Below are 19,699 nucleotides of genomic sequence, written 5' to 3'. Positions count from 1 at the left end.
GGTTTCAAATCAGCCATAAATCACACATATATTGTATTACTACCAAGGATGGCTCAATGGTCGCAACACGAGTATAGCTAGATTTAGGCAAGGATGACTCCTAGTTAATATTTGCCGATGCGTCCACGCAGCCCACAAAAACTTGTCGTCTTTAGAAAAAATAGCGTTGGCATTCGCTCCCACCCCACTAGCCGCAGCTACCTCCAAACTAGGCATCGCTAACCCTTTAATAATTGTCTCCCATTTAACCATTTTTCCCATAAAAATTTGCACAATGACATTTTTTACTAAATCTTTGTAAATCAAGCAAATAAAGTCTACTTGTCTGGTTGCTAAATAATGGCTCACAATGATAAATAACAGATAAAAATTTAAATTTTTTCTTACATTTACCCCGCCTCTCAATGATCTTGCCTCCCACTCAACTGAGGAAGGTAACGGAACAACCTGCCTTTCCTACACCTTCCGCTCGTTTAGCCTACCTTATTAATCGTTTTCAACCATCCCCAGAAACCGTTGTCCTGTTTTTAGCCATGCTGATTGGCGGTGGTACGGGTATGGGTATAGTCACTTTTCACTATTTAATCCAGCTGATTCACAAGTTGATGCTGGAAAATTTAATGGGTCAAATCGGCGTTTGGGGTGCTTGGACTTTAGCGTGCGTTCCCACCCTTGGCGGATTAATCGTTGGCTTAATGCGCTGGCGCACTCAAGATTTTGGGCCTGAACTTTCATCTCTTATCGCCGCCTCTGAGGGAACAGAGATTAGGCGACCACTACGACCAGTTACGAAGATGCTGGCTGCATCTGTTTCTTTAGGGAGCGGTGCTTCTTTGGGACCTGAGGGGCCGAGTGTAGAAATTGGCGCAAATTTTGGGATGTTGTTCTCTGTGATTTTGAATGTATCGCAAGAACGCCAACGTTTGCTTTTAGCTGCTGGCGCTGCGGCTGGACTTGCGGCCGGATTTAATGCTCCTATCGCTGGAGTATTTTTTGCCCTAGAGGTGGTAATGGCGACATCTTTCGCTACTTCTGGTGTGAGTGTGGTGCTGTTAGCGGCGGTGGTAGCAGCATTAATTGCCCAAATTGGTTTGGGGGCGCAACCTGCTTTTGATTTACCTGTCTACCAAGTCCGCAGTCCTTTGGAATTACCGCTTTACCTTGGCTTGGGTTTAGGGGCTAGCCTAGTTTCTCTGGCTTATACTCAATCAATTCGTTTATCAAAAGCCTGCTTTGCTGGAAAAGTTCCAGGTTTTGCCTTTTTGGGACAAATTCCTGAGCCGATTCATCCAATAATTGGCGGTGTGATGATTGGCGCAGTTGCTTTGCACTTCCCGCAAATTATGGGCGTGGGTTATGAAACTGTAGAAGCAATGCTTCAGGATGTGGAGTTTCCACTCTACCTGTTAGTGGTGCTGTTGGTGGTGAAGTTAGTCATGACTGCAATTAGTGCCGGTAGTGGTTTCATCGGCGGTTTGTTTGCACCAGCCATGTTTTTAGGTGCTTCTTTTGGATCGGCTTACGCCAAAGTTTTGGCTGTAGCATTCCCGGCTATTGGCGATCAGATGGCGGCTCCTCCAGCTTACGCAATGGTAGGAATGGCTGCTGTGTTGGCTGGTAGTGTTAGAGCGCCGTTAACGTCTATTTTAATGCTGTTTGAATTAACGCGCGACTATCGCATTGTTTTACCGTTGATGGCAGCTGTGGGTTTAAGTGTTTGGCTAGTGGAAAGGATTAAACCAACTTTTAACTCTAACTCTAACTTACAACAAATTGGTCTTTCGGAATTAAAAGATGAACAAGCGGAAATTGTGCAGCACATTTTGGTAGAAGATGCCATGTATCCCTGTCCAAAAAAGTTACCTGCAACTCTTGGAGTATTAGATGCAGCTGGAGAAATGATCCGCGATCGCGTCCGCAGTGCTTTAGTAATTGATCAAGCAGAGCAATTAGTTGGTATACTTTCTCTGGAAGATATTAACCGCGCCCTTGCTCTTTGGCAAACTTACTCAAATTCACCAACTGAAATTCCAGATAGTTTATCCAGTCAAACTCTCATAGACATTTGTACTACTGAAATCCTTTATGCTTGGCAAGATGAACTATTATCTGAAGCTTTAGACCGCATGAGTCTTAGAGGTTTGCATCAATTACCAGTGGTAGCACGAGATAAACCCGATCGCATTTTGGGTTTACTAGAAAGAGAGCAAATTGCCTTAACCTGCAATTTAGCAGTTACGCGGAAGGCACTTCTCCATTATTTACCAATCTTACCGACTACAGATATAGTCATTAGTCATTAGTCAATCAATTTTGGATTTTGGATTTGCAATTTTAGATTAACTGCACCCACAATGGGATGCAGCTTAAGGATTTTAGATTTGTTCCACCTAGAAAGAGTGGGGTATGAACCAAAAACAATCCAAAATCCAAAATCTTCAAGCCCCATCCGTCTCTTAGTGGGGTCAATCCAAAATCTAAAATCTAAAATCCAAAATATGTTGACTTTGGACTCTTAACTATATTATTTAAGCTGTAGCGTCTATGGCTTCATCATCTTGTTGATCTTCTGGGTCTACCTGTTTCAGACGAATGTGCTTTTTGCCTAAAGTGATCAGAAACTCATCTCCTGGTTGCAGATTCATCTGTTTTGTATAAGCTGAACCTATAAGTAAGTTACCATTCGATTGCACACTAATTCTATAGCTAGCACTACGCCCACCACGCCCATTAGCACTGGGTGTACTGTCCAACTGAATGCCTTCAGCATCAATTAGGGCATTTAAGAACTTCATCATATTGACGCGCTCTATACCATTTTTGGTAATGGTATAGTAGCCGCACTTTTTGGCTTTGTCTTCTTTGCTCTCGCTCTCTAGCTCTTTGACTTTTTTGAGCAGTTCTTCACCGAGTAGGGGTTCAATTTTTTTCTGTTTAGGCATCAACTTAGGTCGAAAATGAATGTTTGAAGTGTTGGAATCGATTTTATTTTACCTGAGGTTGAGCTAATAGGAACATAATCCTTTAGTTTTTATCTCAACCTAGCCAAGTATATTACACTCGGATGCACAATTGTTATGCCTTAACCAATATTGCCAAGACAATCTATTTTAGAAAATTCTGGCAATGCTGATAACTATATATATAGTTAGTGAATCACTGCTAGACTATACAAGTTTTAAGTTTTCTAAACAGACGCTCGAAAAGTTGTTTACTTGCTGAAGATGATAACAGAGTCACAGAATGATAAGTAAAACTGATCCTTAGCCATTGATAATTGGTTATTGATCGTTTGTACTGAGCGTTGTCGAAGTATTGGTTATTTACAAATGATAGAGAACAAATAACAAAGCTTGCCAAAATGAAACTAACTACCAGAGGACACTATAGTGTGAAGGCGTTGCTAGATTTGAGTTTACAGCCAAAATATGGCCCTGTATCCGTGAGAGCGATCGCTAAACGCCAAGATATTCCAGCACCTTACCTCGAAAAACTACTAATAGAAATGCGTCGTGCGTCAATAGTTAAATCAATTCGTGGTAGCATCGGCGGATACCAATTGGCAAGAGAGCCTGCACAAATATCTATAGGACAAATTTTAGAAGCAGTTGGCGAGACTAGCCATTTACCCCATCACACCCCAGCCCCTGCACAAGCTGAAGATTGGGTAACATTTAGCCTATGGCAGAGACTCAACCAAAAGCTCAAAGAAGCTTTGTACAGTATTACTTTGGCAGACCTTTATTATGATGCTCGGAGCTGGCAAGCTGCCCTTGGAGAAGAAGCTAGTTTTGTGGTTTAGTCAAAAGTCAAACAATTTTGGATTTTAGATTTGCAATTTTGGATTGATGCCCACAAGAGGACTTAGCTCAAGGATTTTAGATTTGCGATCGCGCATTGTAAGAAGTCCGCATAACCTTACAGGTAAGCAAGCTAGAGAGAGCGTCTTTTAGATTAGTTCCATCCACAAGGGGTGGGGCATGAACCAAAAATTATTTTAATCCAAAATCCAAAATTGCTGGCCAATAGTCCAAATATTGACTCTTGACTCGTAACTTATGATCAATAGCATCTATATCTTAATAATTGCTGCACTTTTAGATTACTTAATTGGCGATCCTTGGAATTGGCCTCATCCAGTGCAAGTTATGGGATGGGTAATTTCTCGCATGACCAAATTTTCTCTCCAATTGTGTCAAAATTCTCTAACGCAACGCCTAGCTGGAATTTTACTAAGTATTATCCTCATAATTGGTAGTGGACTTGTTGGCTTTTTGATTATTCAAAGTGCCAAATTGGTTCATCCGTTGTTGGGAATTGCAATAGATAGCATTCTTTTGGCTAGTTGTTTTGCTGGCAAAAGTTTACGAGCCGCAGCAGTGGCTGTTTTAGAACCTTTAACAGCAGGAGATTTGGAAAAAGCTCGAAATATTTTAAGTAATTATGTTGGTCGAGATACCCAAAACCTCTCACAAGCAGAAATATACCGAGCCGTTTTAGAAACCGTTGCAGAAAATGCCACTGATGGGGTAATAGCTCCGCTTTTTTATGCAATTGTTGGTGTCTTTGTGCCACTTGTAGGGCCAACTCCCTTGGCTTTAGCATATAAAGCCAGCAGTACCCTTGATTCAATGGTGGGCTATCGAGAAGCACCTTATACTTATTTTGGATGGTTCTGTGCGCGGTTGGAAGATTGTTTGACTTGGATACCTTGTCGGTTAACAGTTGTGACTCTGGCGCTGTTATCGGGTAAACCGATGGATGTTTGGCGAATTTGTCGTCGAGATGCAATTAACGATCCTAGTCCTAATTCTGGCTGGAGTGAGTGCGCCTATGCTGCGTTTTTGGGGGTGCAGATGGGGGGGACAAATTGGTATCGTGGGGTAGCTAAGTACAAACCACTGCTAGGAGATGCTATTTATCCCATTACTGCAACTTCCATTCAGAATGCTTTGCAGTTGACCCGATATTCTTTTTTGGTATGGTTAGGGATAGCGATCGCAATATTCTTAATACTCCCAAATAGGTAATGATAAATATAAAGTTAGGAGTTAGGACTTAGGAGTTAAGAATAAAAACTCCTAACTCCTAACTCATCACTCCTAACTTATCACTCACTATGTCTGCCAAAGTAGTTGAAATCCTCTCATCCGAAGAAATCCGTCGTACCTTGACTCGCCTTGCTTCTCAAATTGTAGAAAGGACGCGTGATTTGTCTCAACTGGTGCTTCTTGGTATTTATACCAGAGGTGCGTTATTAGCCGAATTATTGGCGCGTCAAATTGAGACGCTAGAAGGTGTAGCTGTGTCAGTCGGCGCTTTGGACATTACATTTTATCGAGATGACCTCGACAAAATTGGATTGCGGACTCCAGCCAAAAGCGAAATTCCTTTTGACCTGACGGGGAAAACGGTTGTACTGGTGGATGATGTGATTTTCAAAGGACGGACGATTCGCGCTGCTTTGAACGCAGTCAACGACTACGGTAGACCAGAGGTGATTCGTTTAGCTGTGTTAGTAGATAGGGGTCATCGAGAATTACCAATCCACCCAGATTTTATTGGCAAAAAGTTACCTACTGCTAAAGAAGAAGTTGTCAAAGTTTACTTACAAAATTGCGATGGACGAGATGCAGTCGAGTTAATTAGTCATTAGTCATTTGTCATATCCGTTTGTATAGGAATTATTGCTCTTTCCTCTCCCTCTGCGTCCTCTGCATCTGGAGGGGTTTTTTAATCATTCAGATGCTACCGGATTTGATCTCATTTGTCATTTGGAGGCAGAACTATAGGGCTTTTGGTTTGGGTTTCGAGTTCTCTGCTCAAAAACTTAGGAATGTGAATTAAATAACATCCAAATATGGTTTTTAACCTCACCTCGTCTTTGATTTTCGTCAAAATCTCCCCTCTCTGAACTCACGGAGAGGGGTCGGGGGTGAGGTTTTGTACTTTATTAAACCCGCGTTCCTCAGTGATTTCAATATATGATTAGTCATTAGGCATTGAGATTTGGACATGGATTAGTAGTTAATCTACCGCAAAATTGGGCTACCGTGATGATGAACTAAATACCACTTACCGCCAAGAAACTGAAATATATTTGTAGCTGTTGATTGTGCTTCAAGTCTTCTCCCACCTACCACTTGAAACACATTTTCTCTCAGCACAACATAAGCAATATTATCAGTTAAATCTGTAGCAATTATATCTGTGTTTATTTCAATATAAGCGGTGTTTTTAAATATCTGCTCCCAAGAGGTGCGAATCTCCTTCCAACCTCGCAGTATATTACTTCCAGGATGAATACAAAAACTACCAGTTCCTTGTGACCATACTGCACTCATTGTCTCAATATCTTTTCTTTCAAAAGCTCGATAAAAAGCTGCATTAGCCGCTAAGACTTCATCCTTAGTCATGGGGAATTAAATAGTTAGGAGATAGGAGTTAGGAGTTAGGAGTTAGGGGTTAGGAGTTTGGAGTTAGGAGTTTGGGGTTAGAAGTTAGGAGTTAGGAGTTTGGAGTTTGGAGTTAGGAGTTTGGAGTTTGGAGTTTGGAGTTTGGAGTTAGGAGTTTGGAGTTTGGAGTTTGGAGTTTGGAGTTTGGAGGTAGGAGTTACTAAATTATAACTCTCAACTTTGACAAATCAATTAGTAATTCCCAATTCCCAATACTTCGACAACTCTTAGAGACGCACTGTTAGGTCGCTCAGTACAAGTGTCCAATGCCCAACTCCTAATTATTTTTGACTGTGCTTATAGTTTGCAATAATTGGCTAGCTGTATAAGGCTTGGATAAAAAGGCTTTGATACCCATGTCATAAGCTGTATTAACTTTATCCTGCGAAGTTAGTCCACTGACAGCAATGATTTTGACATTTGGGTTCATTTTTCGTAGGGTGCGGATAGTAGTTATCCCGTCCATTGACGGCATTAGCATATCAGTTAATACAAGAGATATTTTATCTTGATGTTCTGCATATAAGGCTATTGCTTCAATGCCATCACTAGCTGTGATTGCTTTGTAGTTATGGTTTTCTAGAGATATTTTTGTCACATCTCGAATGGCAGCTTCGTCATCTACTACTAAAATTAATTCTCCTTGTCCTGAAGGTAATCCCTGTTCTTTTTCTTCTATAGTTTCTGCCGCCTCTTGTGCTGGCAAATACACCTTAAATTGGCTGCCTTTTCCTTGAACGCTTACTACATCGATAAAACCACCGTGGCTTTTAATAATGCCAAGTACTGTAGAAAGACCAAGGCCAGTAGCCTTCCCAAGTTCTTTAGTAGTAAAAAATGGCTCAAATATCCGATCTAATAGTTCTTTTTGAATACCAGTTCCGCTATCACTAACTGTAATAACAATGTGGTGACCAACTTTAGCATCTATACGCATCTTGGCGTAATTTTCATCAATTAAAAGATTTTCCGCTAATATTTTTAAAGTTCCCCCATTTGGCATAGCGTCACGAGCATTAACACACAAATTCATCAGTACTTGATGCAATTGGGTAGCATCGCCGCATACAGTCCAAAGATTTTGCGGAATTTGAGTAGAAACTTGAATGGATTTGGGAAAAGTTTCTTTAATAATCTGCTGAATTTCTACTATTAAATGCTTCAATTGCAATATAGTGCGATCGCCCTCAATTCCGCGAGTAAAAGATAATACTTGCTTAACTAAAGTAGCTCCACGTTTAGCGTTTATAATCAATATTTGCAACAGTTGCCGAGAACGCTGATCATCGACTTCTGGCTCTAACAGTTGGGCTGTCATTAGAATGGGGGCAAGAATATTATTCAGGTCGTGGGCTATACCACTGGCTAAGGTGCCAATACTTTCCAATCGCTGGGCGCGGAGAAATTGCGCTTCCAGTTGTTTTTTTTCGGTGATGTCAGTGTTAACAATGAGAATAGATTGTGCTTTATTACCGAATTCATGCACCAGTGTCCAACGACTTTCAACAATAATTTCTTTACCTGATTTTGTTTTTTGATGTAACTCACCCTCCCAAGAGCCATCTTTCATCATAATATTGAGTGCTTTTTCAACTTGAGACACATGTTTTTCATGCCAAAGAACTCGTGTCTTTTTATTGATAGCTTCTTCTTTTTTCCAACTGTAGAGCCTCTGGGCAGCTTTGTTCCAAAATAAAATTTTCTCGTCTAAATCACAGACAAAAATTGCATCGGTGGCAACATCTAGTAAAGCGGCTTGTTCACGGATTTTTTGTTGTGTTTGTTTGCGCTCAATGGCATAACGGATAGAACGCTCTAATAAAGGTGCAGTCAACTGGCTTTTTTCGAGATAATCTGCGGCTCCGGCTTTCATCGCTTCAATATCTATTTCCCAGTCGCCCTGGCCAGTCAGCAAAATTATTGGAGAACAACAGCCGTTAGCAATTGCTTCGCGCAAAAGTTCCAGTCCACTGTCTAGCCCCAAACGGTAGTCTACAAGATAAATGTCATGTTGGTAGCGAGCGATCGCATTCCTTGCTGCTTCATAATTATTTACCCATTCCAACTCGCAGTTTGCTACCTGAAATTCACCAAACCAATAACGAGTCAAAATATAGTCGTCTTCGCTATCATCAATGAACAGAACTTTGATAGGGCTGTTGTCCATGTTTTTCTCCCACGGCTTCTACTGGCAGTTTCACTATTTCAAACCAGTATTTAACTTTTGTTTCATGACCTCAACTAATGAAGCAAAAGTCACTGACTTAGTAATGAAGGAGTTCGCACCCAAATCGTAAGTCTTCTATATATCTTCTTCTGTTTGTGATGTTGACAGAATGACAGCAGAGTTGAAGCTACCATTTTAAAACTTACAAAAGCCTTGATATACAATTATTTTGACTTTTGACTTTTGCCCTGCGTTACTAGCATTATTCTTATCCAAGAATAAAAATCAAGAAGGGGAATTAATTGACAATCCGATCATAAATTTTGATCCTTGCCCGGTTTTGCTTTGGGCTGTGATATTTCGGTGATGACGTTCAATAATTTTCCGACAGATCGCTAAACCTACGCCAGTGCCTTCGTACTCAATGCTACTATGCAATCGTTGAAAAACATTAAAAATTCCATTAAGATATTTTTCTTCAAAACCAATACCATTATCTTCTACGATGATTTGACAAAGTTCAGAATGGGCAAAGATGTTATCTGCTTGATTGTTTAAAAATTGACTATAAATTTTGATAACAGGTGGTATTTGTGGGCGGTCGAATTTGAAGACATTACCAATCAAGTTTTGCAGCAATTGACGCATCTGCAAAGGATCAGCTTCAATGGTGGGTAACTCGCCTATTTTTACACTTCCTCCAGTTTGCTGCACATAAAGTTCTAAATCAAACAATACCTCTTGGGCAATCTTGGTGAGATTTACTGATACAAAAGGTTGCGTGGTAGTAACTCCTGAAAGTGTCAACAAGTCTTCAATTAATGTTTGCATTCTTGATGCAGCATTTTGCATTCGCTCTAGTAGTCTGTCCCTGTTCAGTTAAGGTGTCGTCACAGGTCGTTTTGAGCCGATCGCCAAAGCTTTTAATCTTACCCAGTGGCTCTTGCACATCGTGGGAGGCGACAAATGCAAATTCTTTCAATTTGTATGCAATACACTCCGACCTCTTTCTTTTTAGGAAAGAAAAATAAAATCTTACTCTCCAACGCTGGCTCTTAAGGGGCTGTTCTTGTTAGGTCTGTATTGGACTCAACCCAGAAGCCCGATAAATGTCATGAAAAATTGACATTATTACCATTGCTCAACATCTGAGCAAGCAAGAATGTTATGAAAACATGACAAAACGATCCCAGAAGCGCTTGTAAATTCGTGAAACAGGCAAAAAACCTAGTTATTACCCCTTGATCCCTAGATATGCTTAGTGGTTAATATTGACTTAACAAATCGAACTTCCCCGATCCCAAAGAAATGCTAATTTTGGCATAACTAAGGAATTGATTGGAAGTGACCCCAATTTAAAAACAGACTAAAAAATTTAAAAACTGGGCAAAACCAGGAGTCAGGATAAGAAATTCATCTGGAGTGGATGACATTTTACATAGCATTCTTGAACCAGGGGAAATCATTTACCGCTTAAACTACTGGAGGCCAAATAAATGGCAAAAGAACGCCCGCCACTAGAGGAGATGACCTTACGCCAACTACGCAAAGTTGCTAGCGAATATAGCATCTCTCGGTATAGCCGAATGCGTAAGTCACAATTGCTGGCATCAATTCAAGAAGTCCAGCGCAGTAAAAATTTACTCAGTCCATCTCGTTCATTGGAGGCACAGGAAACCGTGGAAGCTGCAAAGTTTGAATTAGGTCAGGAAGATCGGACTGGTGGATCTTTCGCTGATGTTGATGAAGGACTCGCAGATTTGCCCTCTGGCTATGGTGACAGCCGGATTGTACTCTTACCACGCGATCCTCAATGGGCTTACACTTACTGGGATATTCCCAATGAGCATAAAGAAGAACTGCGCCGACAAGGGGGACAACAACTCGCACTACGAATTTATGATGTCACCGATATCAATATTGAATACCAAAGCCCCCACAGCATTCAAGAATATCCTGCTGATGAACTAGCTAGAGAATGGTATCTACCAGTTCCAGTTAGCGATCGCGATTATGTAATCGATATCGGCTATCGTGCTGCTGATGGTCGCTGGTTAGTACTAGCTCGTTCTGCTAGAGTACACATTCCTCCCGTCTATCCTTCTGACTGGATTGAAGATGTCTTCATCACTGTCAACTTTGAAGAAGATTTGCGTGCTAAGACTCAGTACGAACTAGTTCCCCCTGCCAAGAAGATTGCAGCTACCCCCGCCAATGGTAATGCTGGTAATGCTGGTAATGCTGTTGTCAATGGTAACAGTAACCCCATCTACGACAAAATATTTGGTTTAGCCGAATCTGCCGAAGCGCTCCGGGTTGCTGGTTCTATCTTCGGTTCCCAGCACCAAGTACCAAGTTCAGCGCGTCCTGAACAAGCTATTAGCTCCTACATTTTCCCATCTGGTGTGGGTATGTGGGCAGTTCCTACCGTGTCAGGCTTAACCGCTTCCGGTGCAGGAATGTCAGGTGTTGGCTTCTCAGCTTCCGCCGTACCAGTGCGTCCGCGCCAGTTCTGGTTAATTGCCGATGCTGAGTTGATAGTCTACGGTGCAACCGAACCCGATGCTACCGTAACCATTGGCGGTCGTCCAATTCAGCTAAATCCAGATGGAACATTCCGCTTCCAGATGTCCTTCCAGGATGGTTTAATTGATTATCCAATCTTGGCTGTAGCTGCTGATGGTGAGCAAACCCGATCAATTCAGATGAAATTTAATCGTGAGACACCATCTCGAAATACCAACACCAAAGAAGAAGCTGTTTTAGAATGGTTCTCTTAAGTTTTGGTTCCGAGATAAACTCCAGACTGAAATTTTAAATTATTCCCCGCTATAGTAATCCTATAGCGGTTTTTTTTGCATTATATGTATACAAAAAAATTATTTTTCTTATTTATCTTGATAATTGGTGCAACCTTATTATCAGGTTGTCAAAAGATGGAAGCAAATCCAGTCTCAAAAGCATCTAGAAGTTGCCCTGGCAAAGATGCTAAGTTCAGCATTGATTTTTTTAAAACTAATAATCAAGGTGAAAGAAATCAAAGAGGTATTAACAATGTGATTATTTTTAATCCCAAATCAGCAGAATTAGATTTTAAAGTTAATGTTGGTCTATCTCATAAACTCTACGCCAAAGATGCTAGGGGGAAACTGCGTAAAGAATATGTACCAAAACAGTTTCGTGAACTCATCAGCGATGAGAATGCCAAATTAAATGGACAGCTACCCATTGCTGCAATTAATGCCGACTATATAGGTACTGATGATAAACCACAAGGCTTAAATGTTTCTCGTGGTGTCGAGTATTCGGGAGCATTTAAAAATAAGCGTTCTTCTTTTGGGATATCAGGAGGTACACCCAAACAGCGACAGGCTACTATCCAAACTGGTAAAAGAAAAAGTGATATTCTCAATTACAATTTAGTGGGTGGTAATGGCAGATTCTACCGTCAGGGTAAATTTAAAGATATTTGTCAAGATTTAGGGGAATTTGCCTGTAAAAATGCTAAAAACCGCTCTATGGCAGCTATCACTAATGAAGGGTATGTAATACTATTAGTTAATGACTTGAAAGCTAATTCAGATATTCAATTATCTCAACTTAATCAAGAGTTACTACCAGAGATGTTTGATAATGTTCTAGAAGGTATTGCTAGCAATAACTGTTTAGGTAAGATTCAAGAAGGGATATTATTTGATGGCGGGATGTCTCCAGGATTGTATTATAACCAGAAAACTTATGTAGAAAACCTTGGGCCGATTGGTTCAGTTTTTTTAATTTACAAGAAATAAAATATTTGTAGAGTTTTAGCTTTCAATTCTTTTATTCATAATACTCGTAAAGTGACACAAGAGGAGTAAATGCCAGTGAATAATTAACTCAGGACTTACGCAAAAATTCTCTCAAACTCTTATTCCTCTGTGTTCTCTGCGTCCTCTGCGGTTCGTTTTTTGGTCATTTTGCGTAAGTCCTATAACTATCAAGTTGATGGCGGCTAGACAAATTGAGTTATTGTTTAGGAAAATAGACGCGATCGCAGTAAAATTACCAATGGTGTGGTGACTGAGAAAAAACAAGCAACTCATTAGAAATAACTTTCATGCGATCAACGTTAATGGAGATGTTATGGAACCTGCTCTGCCCCTTGCTGGCTTAAACATCCTCGTAGTTGATGATGATGACGATAGCCGCTTTTACATTACTACCGTGTTGGAAGCTGATGGAGCCACCGTCATGGCAGTTGCATCGGCAGAGGTAGCATTGAAAGTATTACCTGAGTTGCAACCAGAAGTTTTGATTTGTGATATTGCGATGCCTGGTGAAGATGGCTACACTCTCATCCGCAAGATCCGGGCGTTGAAGTCCGATGTTTGGGAAAAACTCCCCGCTATAGCCTTAACTGCCTATGGCGATAGCGAGTATCGTAGTCAGGCACTGGAAGCGGGCTTTCAAACTCATGTGGCAAAACCAGTTGATCCAGGAGAACTAGTTGCGATCGTCGCTAATTTGATTGCTTCTTATAAGAGTTAACGCTAAGATGCAGTGATTTCAAATTTTAGATTACTTCGCTCCAGTTTCAAAGCTAATTTGCTCAGACTTATAGGCTGGTGGTTCAATGTGAATTAAAATCCTGACTGGATGGAATCGTTCTTCTAATCGGCTTTCTACTTCTTCGGTGATGTGGTGAGCGGTTTCTACGTCTGGTGCATCTACTATTAAATGCATTTCAATGAAGACTTGACGACCAAGAACACCGCGAGAAGCAATATCATGACAGTTAATTACACCTGGAACAGAAGTAGCGATCGCATGAATTGCTTCGGGTGCGATCGCCATTTGATCCACAAGCCAAGGCAAATTCTCTTTTAAAACTGACCAGCCACTCCAAAATACCAACAAGGCGACAGGAAAAGATAATACCAAATCCATCCATTGATAACCTAGCCAAACTCCTATCAAGCCAGCAATTACAGAAATTGTCACCCAAATATCGCTCATGGTATGTGTCGCATCAGCTATAAGAATTGAGCTACCTACCCGTCTCCCTACACTCCGTTCGTAAAACGCCACAAAAATATTCACACCCAGCACAATTAGTAACAACCACAATTCAGGGGGTGCTATTTTCACAGGTTCACCACCACCTTTGATAATTCGCCCGATCGCTCCTTGCAAAATTTCAAAACAGGCTATTCCTAAAAATGAAGCAATTCCTAAAGCGCCTACTGCTTCAAACTTGGTGTGTCCATAGGGATGCTCGCGATCGGGTTGTGGAGAAGAAAATTTACTTGCAATTAATCCCAAAACGTTGTTCGCGCTATCTGTCACACTATGCAAGGCATCAGCTAGCAAACTCAACGAACCAGTCCAGTAACCCACAAGTGCTTTCAATCCCATTACAAACAGGTTGAGCAGTAGGGTAATAATTAAAACCTTTCGCACTTCGGCGCGGTTATCGTAAATCATAGATAATTTATCACATCAAGTTCTATGACTTCTAATGTAAAACTTAAAACATAAATAGACACTAATAAAATGTATCAAAGTCTTACGCAGTAAGAATTAAGTCTCTCTATAGGCTCTATGTTTTATACCATTTTGTTGAGATTATTTATAACTAATAACAGCTACAAGCTTTATAGATGTCAAGAATACCTCTACAGATAACAGCAGATTTTTAGCATTAATACCAGAAATATTTTAATCAATTTTGTTATTCATACATCCACTTAGGTCAGACCGAATTGTATTCAACAAGATAATGACGACCATCAGTAAGCTGTACTTACTCAGGAGAATTAACGAGCCTTATAAGTTTAATTTACTACCTTTAACCAACAGGTAAATCGAAAAACATTTACTTCGAGGAACTAGAATTATGTCTTCCCTAATACTGCTCGGTTAAGCCTCTTTTGGGCATTATAGACAACGATATTTCAAGGGTTTCAGCCTACTTTCTTTCCTTAACCGAGCAGTATTGATGTCTCCCCTCTCCCAAATTTGGGAGAGGGGCTGGGGGTGAGGGAAAAGATTTAAGCCAAAATTGGGATGCTCCCTTTAAATTTCGTTACATAGTTAGGTTTGTTTATGTCCACCTGCTTTAGTAAGTAAGGGCATGGCAAAGACAAGCCCTTACGATAAATCTATATATATCAGGACTTACGCAAAATACCTCTCAAACTCTTATTTCTCCGTGTTCTCTGTGCCTAATAAGGTTCGATTTTCCGTTACCTGTGCGTAAGTCCTATATGTCAAGGTTTTCGTGAATTGGTATCAGTCCCTTACTTCAATCCCCCCGTTTCCAATACTGCGTAGGTTTTGAAGATTTGTAGGTTGGGTTGAACATTCGTGTTACCCAACAAAGCCTTGATAATGTTGGGTTTCGTTCTTCAGACGACAAGTTTCAATCACGAATACTATCAGTACCAAAAACCAAAAAGTGGGCTTCGTCTCTTCTTCGGGTAATATTAGTACTTATCAAGAAGTTTTAAAAAAAAGATATGTCTTCAATTCCTCTAACATTGAACCTAATTGAAGGTTCTGTCTCCTTCAGTTTTTCACCCCAAGCAGCACGAGAATTAAAAGCAGCAACAGATCAATTGATGGAGCGGCTGAAAGCTGTGGCCGCTAAACCCACTCCTGGCGGTGGTAAAGTAACTCCCCAGCCTCCCCTAGAATATCGTTATACGGGTGAAGTATTTTTAGAAATTTTCTGTAATCCTAATATCTGGCCAACACCCTTCGCAGCCAAAGTTTTGCTGACTGTCCGCAACGTCAACATCCGCTTGACTACTGAAGCTGAACTTACTCGCATCATTGAAGACATTTCTAATTACTTAGAGCAAGTAGGATAATAGTTTATTTAATTTTTCTGCGCTTTTGGAGATTTAAGAAAAAATACTATACAAATTTTGGATTTTGCGAAAATTGAGCCAGTTGCTTCCCCAGGTTCTCTCTGTGTTGTCGCAACTGGTGACGGTTAGCCCGACGGGAGCAAACTTTTCAAGACGGATTTTGGCTGTGAACAGCAAGCAGACTATTACTTCCCTAAAATAAGCGATGCAATGAATTGCCAGTCAAAAGTGAAGTTCCTACACTTACCTGTTAGATAAATGTAGGAACGTCACAGAATCTACTTACTAGACTCAAGCTGTAGCACCAGATATACAGAAAAAATGGTTCTGATGCCTTTTTTAACTTGAAAAGTTGTATAAATTCAGACTCCAATGCTTCTAGGGTAATGAAAAACGCAAGATTCTATATGGGGCAATGCTCATCAAAAACCAGAGATTATCCCCCAGATTGGGCGTAGGATCGTTGATTGTGACATCCACATATCGAAAATGAACCCCCAATCCCAAATTTGAAATCAAACATTGATTAGTCGTTGTCCCACTGTTCACGACCAATTAGGTCGCCAATGCGATCGCGTAACAAAAAGTCACATTTCTCTAATTCACATTCAACGCAAACCCATTCTCTGGCTGGAATGTATTGGCAGAGGGTATATATTGGCTGTTGTCGGCTAATCATTCCCTTTTGCACCAGTCGGCGTGCTTCGTCTTGAATCAGATCGAGAGAGTAGTAATTGATAGAAGGCACCGTATTTACACTCATGTTTTTTACTCACAAATTAACACTTACGATAGTGTTCCCGTTAATAATTAGGAACAAACATTACAGAAATTAGACTTGTGGCTAAGATTTTGTAGTTTGCTATACGGAACTATTTTTATTTTGACGCTAGATATCCTGAAATTATCTCAAGAAATGTTAAGAAAGTCAACGAATCCTGACATTTATCGAAAATCCGCTTTACAAAAAAAATTCCGAGTAGTTAACTTAACCTGCTATGGCGACTGTATGGTTTTAATCCAACAAGTCTGAAAGTCTTGCCATTACTATATTTAGGCAAGATTTGGCGGTTGTCCAGAGGTTCAGGGCGCAATCACTTACATATCAAATAATCACCTTAAAGCCGGATCTAGAACTGCTGGTATTTATCTAAGGGTAAACAACACAAGAATATTTGTCAGATACTAGGGTATAAAGTGTTGCAAAAGATAACGGTTAAAGTACACTACGAAGGCTTTTACCCCAGTATCTGTTAACAATTTCTTAAATATAACCGTAATTTTTTTGTTAATTTAAGCACTAATCTTACACAGTTTTCTTTGGATAAACATCTGTAGAAGGGTGAGTAAAGGACTTCCTGAAGGGGGCAGGGGGCAGGGGGATGAGGGGGAAAGACTTTCTCCTCTGCTCCTCTGCTCCCTGCTTTAAGAACCTGCCTCAAGCAAGAAATTCCTTAACCGAAGGGTATTGGGGATAGAGGGAAAGAGGAATAGTAGAGTAGGCACGGAAGCCAAGGCAAGCAAAAAACGTATATATGCAACTACCGATCCCTGAAGTAGATTATAGTCATATTAAAACAGACGCGATTTGGTCACGTCTGTAAATTGTTTGGCGGATTTGCTGAGATTAATTGTTCTGAAGTTACATTGTTATTTCAGTTACTTATTCATCAAATGATTCATCATCTCGATCGGTGCTGTCTTCTACTGTTACTAGATTTTCTGGGGGACGCTGATCGTTAAGTTGGTTTAGTAGTGCCAGTACTTTATTACCACGTTCTATAGAGCGATCTTCGAGAAACAGTACCTCTGGTGTACGACGTAGCCTTACCCGCGCCCCAAGTTCACTGCGGACGTAACCTGTAGCCGACTTTAAGCCTGCCATTGTTTCTGCTTTAGCTTCATCTGTACCATAGATACTGACATAGATTTTGGCGTGTTGGAGATCGCCGGAAACATCAACATCAGTAACACTTACCATTCCTGTACCCACACGGTCATCCTTGATGCCGTTGAGCAGCATTTGGCTAACTTCCCGTTTGATCAATTCAGCAACGCGGGAAACCCGACGATTTGTAGCCATAAAAATTTCGCCTCATCACAGAGGTTGTACAACAAAAATACCTGCAAGTTGAGTAGACAGTAGTTAGCGGGAGCAACGCCAAGAGCAACCGTCTGTGGGACACAGCCCCGATATAGCGCTAGTCTAGATTGTACTCAAGCCCAGCATTGCCCGTAGGGTGAGAGTAAGGAAGACTAGGCTGCTCACAAAGAAACCCAAGATAGCGATTAAGGTGACTGGACGCTTCAACAATGGCACTAACGGCGCAAAGGTGTTCAGAAACAGTCCTAAGACGATACTAATTAAGTACCGGGGGTAGCGAAAGACGTTATCCCAAAATCCGTCAAACATCTGAATGTAAACTGCCTTGTTATATACTTACGTTTGTTTTGATATGCTTTATCTACTCAATTGTAATCTATGCGGCTGGAAAATTAGCCAGCTAATATAAAATATACTTCGTCGGTTATATTTGCTTTATTTAGTCACGATTATTTTCAGTTAAATCGCAAGTAAATGGTAATTCAAATCCCCAAGGAAACTAGCCCGCGTCCATTTTTGAAGTAAATGGATGTAAAATTAGATTTCTTATTGAAATATTGTCATTGTTAATTTTGAGGATAATTAATGCAAGTTCAACAGACTTTTACACCTCCATTGAAATGGGCTGGTGGAAAAAGATGGTTAGTTTCTATAGTTCAAGAAATCTGGGATAAACAAGAATATACTCGACTGGTTGAACCTTTCGTTGGTGGCATGGCCATATCACTAGGTCTCTTACCAGTAAAAGCTTCAATTAATGATATTAATCCCCACTTAATTAACTTTTATAGATGGTTACAAAAAGGTTTAGTGATTGAACTAGAATTGAAGAATGACTCTGAATATTACTATATATGTCGTGAGGAGTTTAACAATCTGATTAAGTCTGGCGAATTGAATAGCAAAAAAGCAGCAGAGTTATTTTATTTTTTAAATAAGCAAGGCTATAATGGACTTTGCCGTTTTAATAGTAAGGGTGAATTTAACGTACCCTTTGGTGATTATAAGAAAGTTAACGGTACAAGAGACCTATCTCACTATGCTAATCTTGTTAAGAATTGGGAATTTTCCTGCGGTGATTTCACTAAAATAACAATTAAAGAAGGAGATTTTATTTATGCAGATCCGCCCTATGATGTTGAATTTACTAAGTATAGTAAAGAAGACTTTAAATGGGATGACCAAGTAAGATTAGCAACTTGGTTAGCATCATGTCCTGCTACTGTAGTAGCTTCTAACCAAGCAACAGTTAGGATAGTTGATTTGTATGAAAAGCTAGGATTTAGAATTAAATTTTTGGATGCACCAAGACGAATATCTTGCACCGGTGATAGAAAACCAGCTAAAGAAATATTGGTATATAAATAATTAAAACATTCATTGTTTTTTGGAGTGTTATACCTACAAAAAAGATTCTGAGATTTTTTACAAATGCTTGATGAATCTTTATAAACTACTATCCAAGCAATACATTCTATGGAACGAGTAGAAGCGCTTACAAGATTAAACGAACTTGTAGGTAAAGACCTACGAGAGTTGGCAGTTCAGTACGGCGTTACAGTCTGGCATGAAGCAGGTAAAAAAAATAAAGGTTGGTCTGGCCACACAATTGAGCGTTTTCTAGGATTACCACTCAACTCATCCCGATCCCCAAACTTTGGAAGCTGGGAACTTAAAGTAGTTCCACTTGTACTTAATAAACGTACAAAACTACTCAAGGTTAAAGAGACAATGGCAATTACAATGATAGACCCGATAGAAGTTGCTGCTAAAGAGTTTGAGGATAGTCATCTTTTCAAGAAACTACAAAAAATTGTAGTTGTTGCCCGAATTTTTGAAAATCAGAACGAAAACTGCTCGCTTCTACATTCTGTTGCTTCATTCGATCTTGATCATCCTGAAATCTACGCTCAGGTAAAAGCGGATTATGACTTAGTACGAGACACTATTAAAAATCAAGGATTTGAACAGCTAAGTGGCAAAATGGGCGTACTTGTACAACCAAGAACAAAAGGGCCTGGGCATGGAAGTATCTCGCGTGCTTTTTACGCTAGAACAAGTTTTGTCGCGCATATTTTAGGAGAAGGTCACTCTGTCCCGCTTCCTGTTACATCTTGAT

The 19,699-nt window shown here is 40.2% G+C and carries 18 protein-coding genes and 2 pseudogenes; 10 read left to right on the top strand and 10 right to left on the bottom strand.

From position 1 onward, the window contains the following. Positions 1 to 39: 39 nt before the first annotated feature. The gene (locus V7K73_RS08525) at positions 40 to 348 is read right to left on the bottom strand and encodes a hypothetical protein (protein WP_334878944.1); all 309 of its coding nucleotides are present in this window, start codon (positions 346 to 348) and stop codon (positions 40 to 42) included. 56 nt (positions 349 to 404) lie between these two features. Between V7K73_RS08525 and V7K73_RS08520 the strand changes: the two genes are divergently transcribed. After that, complete coding sequence (locus V7K73_RS08520; RefSeq protein ID WP_334878942.1) at positions 405 to 2,303, top strand: chloride channel protein; 1,899 nt, start codon at positions 405 to 407, stop codon at positions 2,301 to 2,303. A 225-nt stretch (positions 2,304 to 2,528) separates the two neighbouring features. Here the strand turns inward: V7K73_RS08520 and V7K73_RS08515 are convergent, their stop codons facing one another. Then, the gene (locus tag V7K73_RS08515; RefSeq protein ID WP_334878941.1) at positions 2,529 to 2,942 is read right to left on the bottom strand and encodes an AbrB family transcriptional regulator; all 414 of its coding nucleotides are present in this window, start codon (positions 2,940 to 2,942) and stop codon (positions 2,529 to 2,531) included. 419 nt (positions 2,943 to 3,361) lie between these two features. Between V7K73_RS08515 and V7K73_RS08510 the strand changes: the two genes are divergently transcribed. The 3 genes from V7K73_RS08510 (at position 3,362) to pyrR (ending at position 5,656) form a co-directional block, all read left to right on the top strand. Then, positions 3,362 to 3,802: an Rrf2 family transcriptional regulator gene (locus V7K73_RS08510; protein WP_100901398.1), complete on the top strand. Its 441-nt coding sequence runs from the start codon at positions 3,362 to 3,364 to the stop codon at positions 3,800 to 3,802. A gap of 256 nt (positions 3,803 to 4,058) precedes the next feature. After that, a complete protein-coding gene (gene cbiB, locus V7K73_RS08505; RefSeq protein WP_334878940.1) occupies positions 4,059 to 5,030 on the top strand; it encodes an adenosylcobinamide-phosphate synthase CbiB in 972 nt (323 codons plus the stop codon). A gap of 89 nt (positions 5,031 to 5,119) precedes the next feature. Next, on the top strand, positions 5,120 to 5,656 hold the full coding sequence (gene pyrR, locus V7K73_RS08500) for a bifunctional pyr operon transcriptional regulator/uracil phosphoribosyltransferase PyrR (protein ID WP_334878939.1): 537 nt from the start codon (positions 5,120 to 5,122) through the stop codon (positions 5,654 to 5,656). Between the two features lie 376 nt (positions 5,657 to 6,032). On the opposite strand, the gene V7K73_RS08495 is transcribed toward pyrR, so the two are convergent. The 4 genes and pseudogenes from V7K73_RS08495 to V7K73_RS08480 all read right to left on the bottom strand — a co-directional run. Continuing rightward, a complete protein-coding gene (locus V7K73_RS08495) occupies positions 6,033 to 6,416 on the bottom strand; it encodes a nuclear transport factor 2 family protein (RefSeq protein WP_334878937.1) in 384 nt (127 codons plus the stop codon). A gap of 316 nt (positions 6,417 to 6,732) precedes the next feature. Continuing rightward, entirely contained in the window at positions 6,733 to 8,622 is a 1,890-nt protein-coding gene (locus V7K73_RS08490; RefSeq protein WP_334878935.1) for a hybrid sensor histidine kinase/response regulator, read from the bottom strand. Beyond that, a pseudogene (locus tag V7K73_RS08485) lies at positions 8,588 to 8,796 on the bottom strand (response regulator); the annotation flags it as partial. The pseudogene V7K73_RS08485 and the gene V7K73_RS08490, both read right to left, overlap by 35 nt. A gap of 111 nt (positions 8,797 to 8,907) precedes the next feature. Beyond that, positions 8,908 to 9,607 (bottom strand): annotated as a pseudogene (locus V7K73_RS08480) (sensor histidine kinase); the annotation flags it as partial. A gap of 511 nt (positions 9,608 to 10,118) precedes the next feature. Here V7K73_RS08480 and V7K73_RS08475 point away from each other — a divergent pair. The 3 genes from V7K73_RS08475 (at position 10,119) to V7K73_RS08465 (ending at position 13,152) form a co-directional block, all read left to right on the top strand. Next, positions 10,119 to 11,402, top strand: a complete 1,284-nt coding sequence (locus tag V7K73_RS08475) for a DUF4912 domain-containing protein (protein ID WP_334878933.1) — start codon at positions 10,119 to 10,121, stop codon at positions 11,400 to 11,402. Positions 11,403 to 11,486: 84 nt separating this feature from the next. Beyond that, positions 11,487 to 12,413, top strand: a complete 927-nt coding sequence (locus V7K73_RS08470; protein WP_334878931.1) for a phosphodiester glycosidase family protein — start codon at positions 11,487 to 11,489, stop codon at positions 12,411 to 12,413. 334 nt (positions 12,414 to 12,747) lie between these two features. Next, the gene (locus V7K73_RS08465) at positions 12,748 to 13,152 is read left to right on the top strand and encodes a response regulator (protein ID WP_334878929.1); all 405 of its coding nucleotides are present in this window, start codon (positions 12,748 to 12,750) and stop codon (positions 13,150 to 13,152) included. A gap of 30 nt (positions 13,153 to 13,182) precedes the next feature. Here the strand turns inward: V7K73_RS08465 and V7K73_RS08460 are convergent, their stop codons facing one another. Continuing rightward, complete coding sequence (locus tag V7K73_RS08460; RefSeq protein ID WP_334878927.1) at positions 13,183 to 14,088, bottom strand: cation diffusion facilitator family transporter; 906 nt, start codon at positions 14,086 to 14,088, stop codon at positions 13,183 to 13,185. A 1,034-nt stretch (positions 14,089 to 15,122) separates the two neighbouring features. Between V7K73_RS08460 and V7K73_RS08455 the strand changes: the two genes are divergently transcribed. Beyond that, positions 15,123 to 15,476: a hypothetical protein gene (locus tag V7K73_RS08455; protein ID WP_334878926.1), complete on the top strand. Its 354-nt coding sequence runs from the start codon at positions 15,123 to 15,125 to the stop codon at positions 15,474 to 15,476. A gap of 526 nt (positions 15,477 to 16,002) precedes the next feature. Here V7K73_RS08455 and V7K73_RS08450 read toward each other — a convergent pair. The 3 genes from V7K73_RS08450 to V7K73_RS08440 all read right to left on the bottom strand — a co-directional run bounded on the left by V7K73_RS08450 (position 16,003) and on the right by V7K73_RS08440 (position 17,889). Further along, positions 16,003 to 16,239, bottom strand: a complete 237-nt coding sequence (locus V7K73_RS08450) for a DUF4327 family protein (RefSeq protein WP_012407481.1) — start codon at positions 16,237 to 16,239, stop codon at positions 16,003 to 16,005. A 900-nt stretch (positions 16,240 to 17,139) separates the two neighbouring features. Next, the gene (rbfA, locus tag V7K73_RS08445) at positions 17,140 to 17,559 is read right to left on the bottom strand and encodes a 30S ribosome-binding factor RbfA (RefSeq protein WP_334878925.1); all 420 of its coding nucleotides are present in this window, start codon (positions 17,557 to 17,559) and stop codon (positions 17,140 to 17,142) included. 123 nt (positions 17,560 to 17,682) lie between these two features. After that, on the bottom strand, positions 17,683 to 17,889 hold the full coding sequence (locus tag V7K73_RS08440) for a DUF751 family protein (protein ID WP_334878923.1): 207 nt from the start codon (positions 17,887 to 17,889) through the stop codon (positions 17,683 to 17,685). A gap of 276 nt (positions 17,890 to 18,165) precedes the next feature. Here V7K73_RS08440 and V7K73_RS08435 point away from each other — a divergent pair, with 276 nt between their 5' ends. After that, positions 18,166 to 18,948: a DNA adenine methylase gene (locus tag V7K73_RS08435; RefSeq protein ID WP_334878921.1), complete on the top strand. Its 783-nt coding sequence runs from the start codon at positions 18,166 to 18,168 to the stop codon at positions 18,946 to 18,948. A 108-nt stretch (positions 18,949 to 19,056) separates the two neighbouring features. Then, positions 19,057 to 19,698 (top strand): MvaI/BcnI family restriction endonuclease, encoded by a 642-nt coding sequence (locus V7K73_RS08430; RefSeq protein ID WP_334878920.1) that lies wholly within the window; start codon positions 19,057 to 19,059, stop codon positions 19,696 to 19,698. Position 19,699: the final 1 nt, after the last annotated feature.

This window comes from Nostoc sp. (genome assembly GCF_036916975.1).
In the GTDB taxonomy this organism is placed as follows: Bacteria; Cyanobacteriota; Cyanobacteriia; order Cyanobacteriales; family Nostocaceae; genus Nostoc.
Note: the sequence above shows the minus strand (reverse complement) of the source record. Positions and strands in the feature narration are given on the sequence as shown.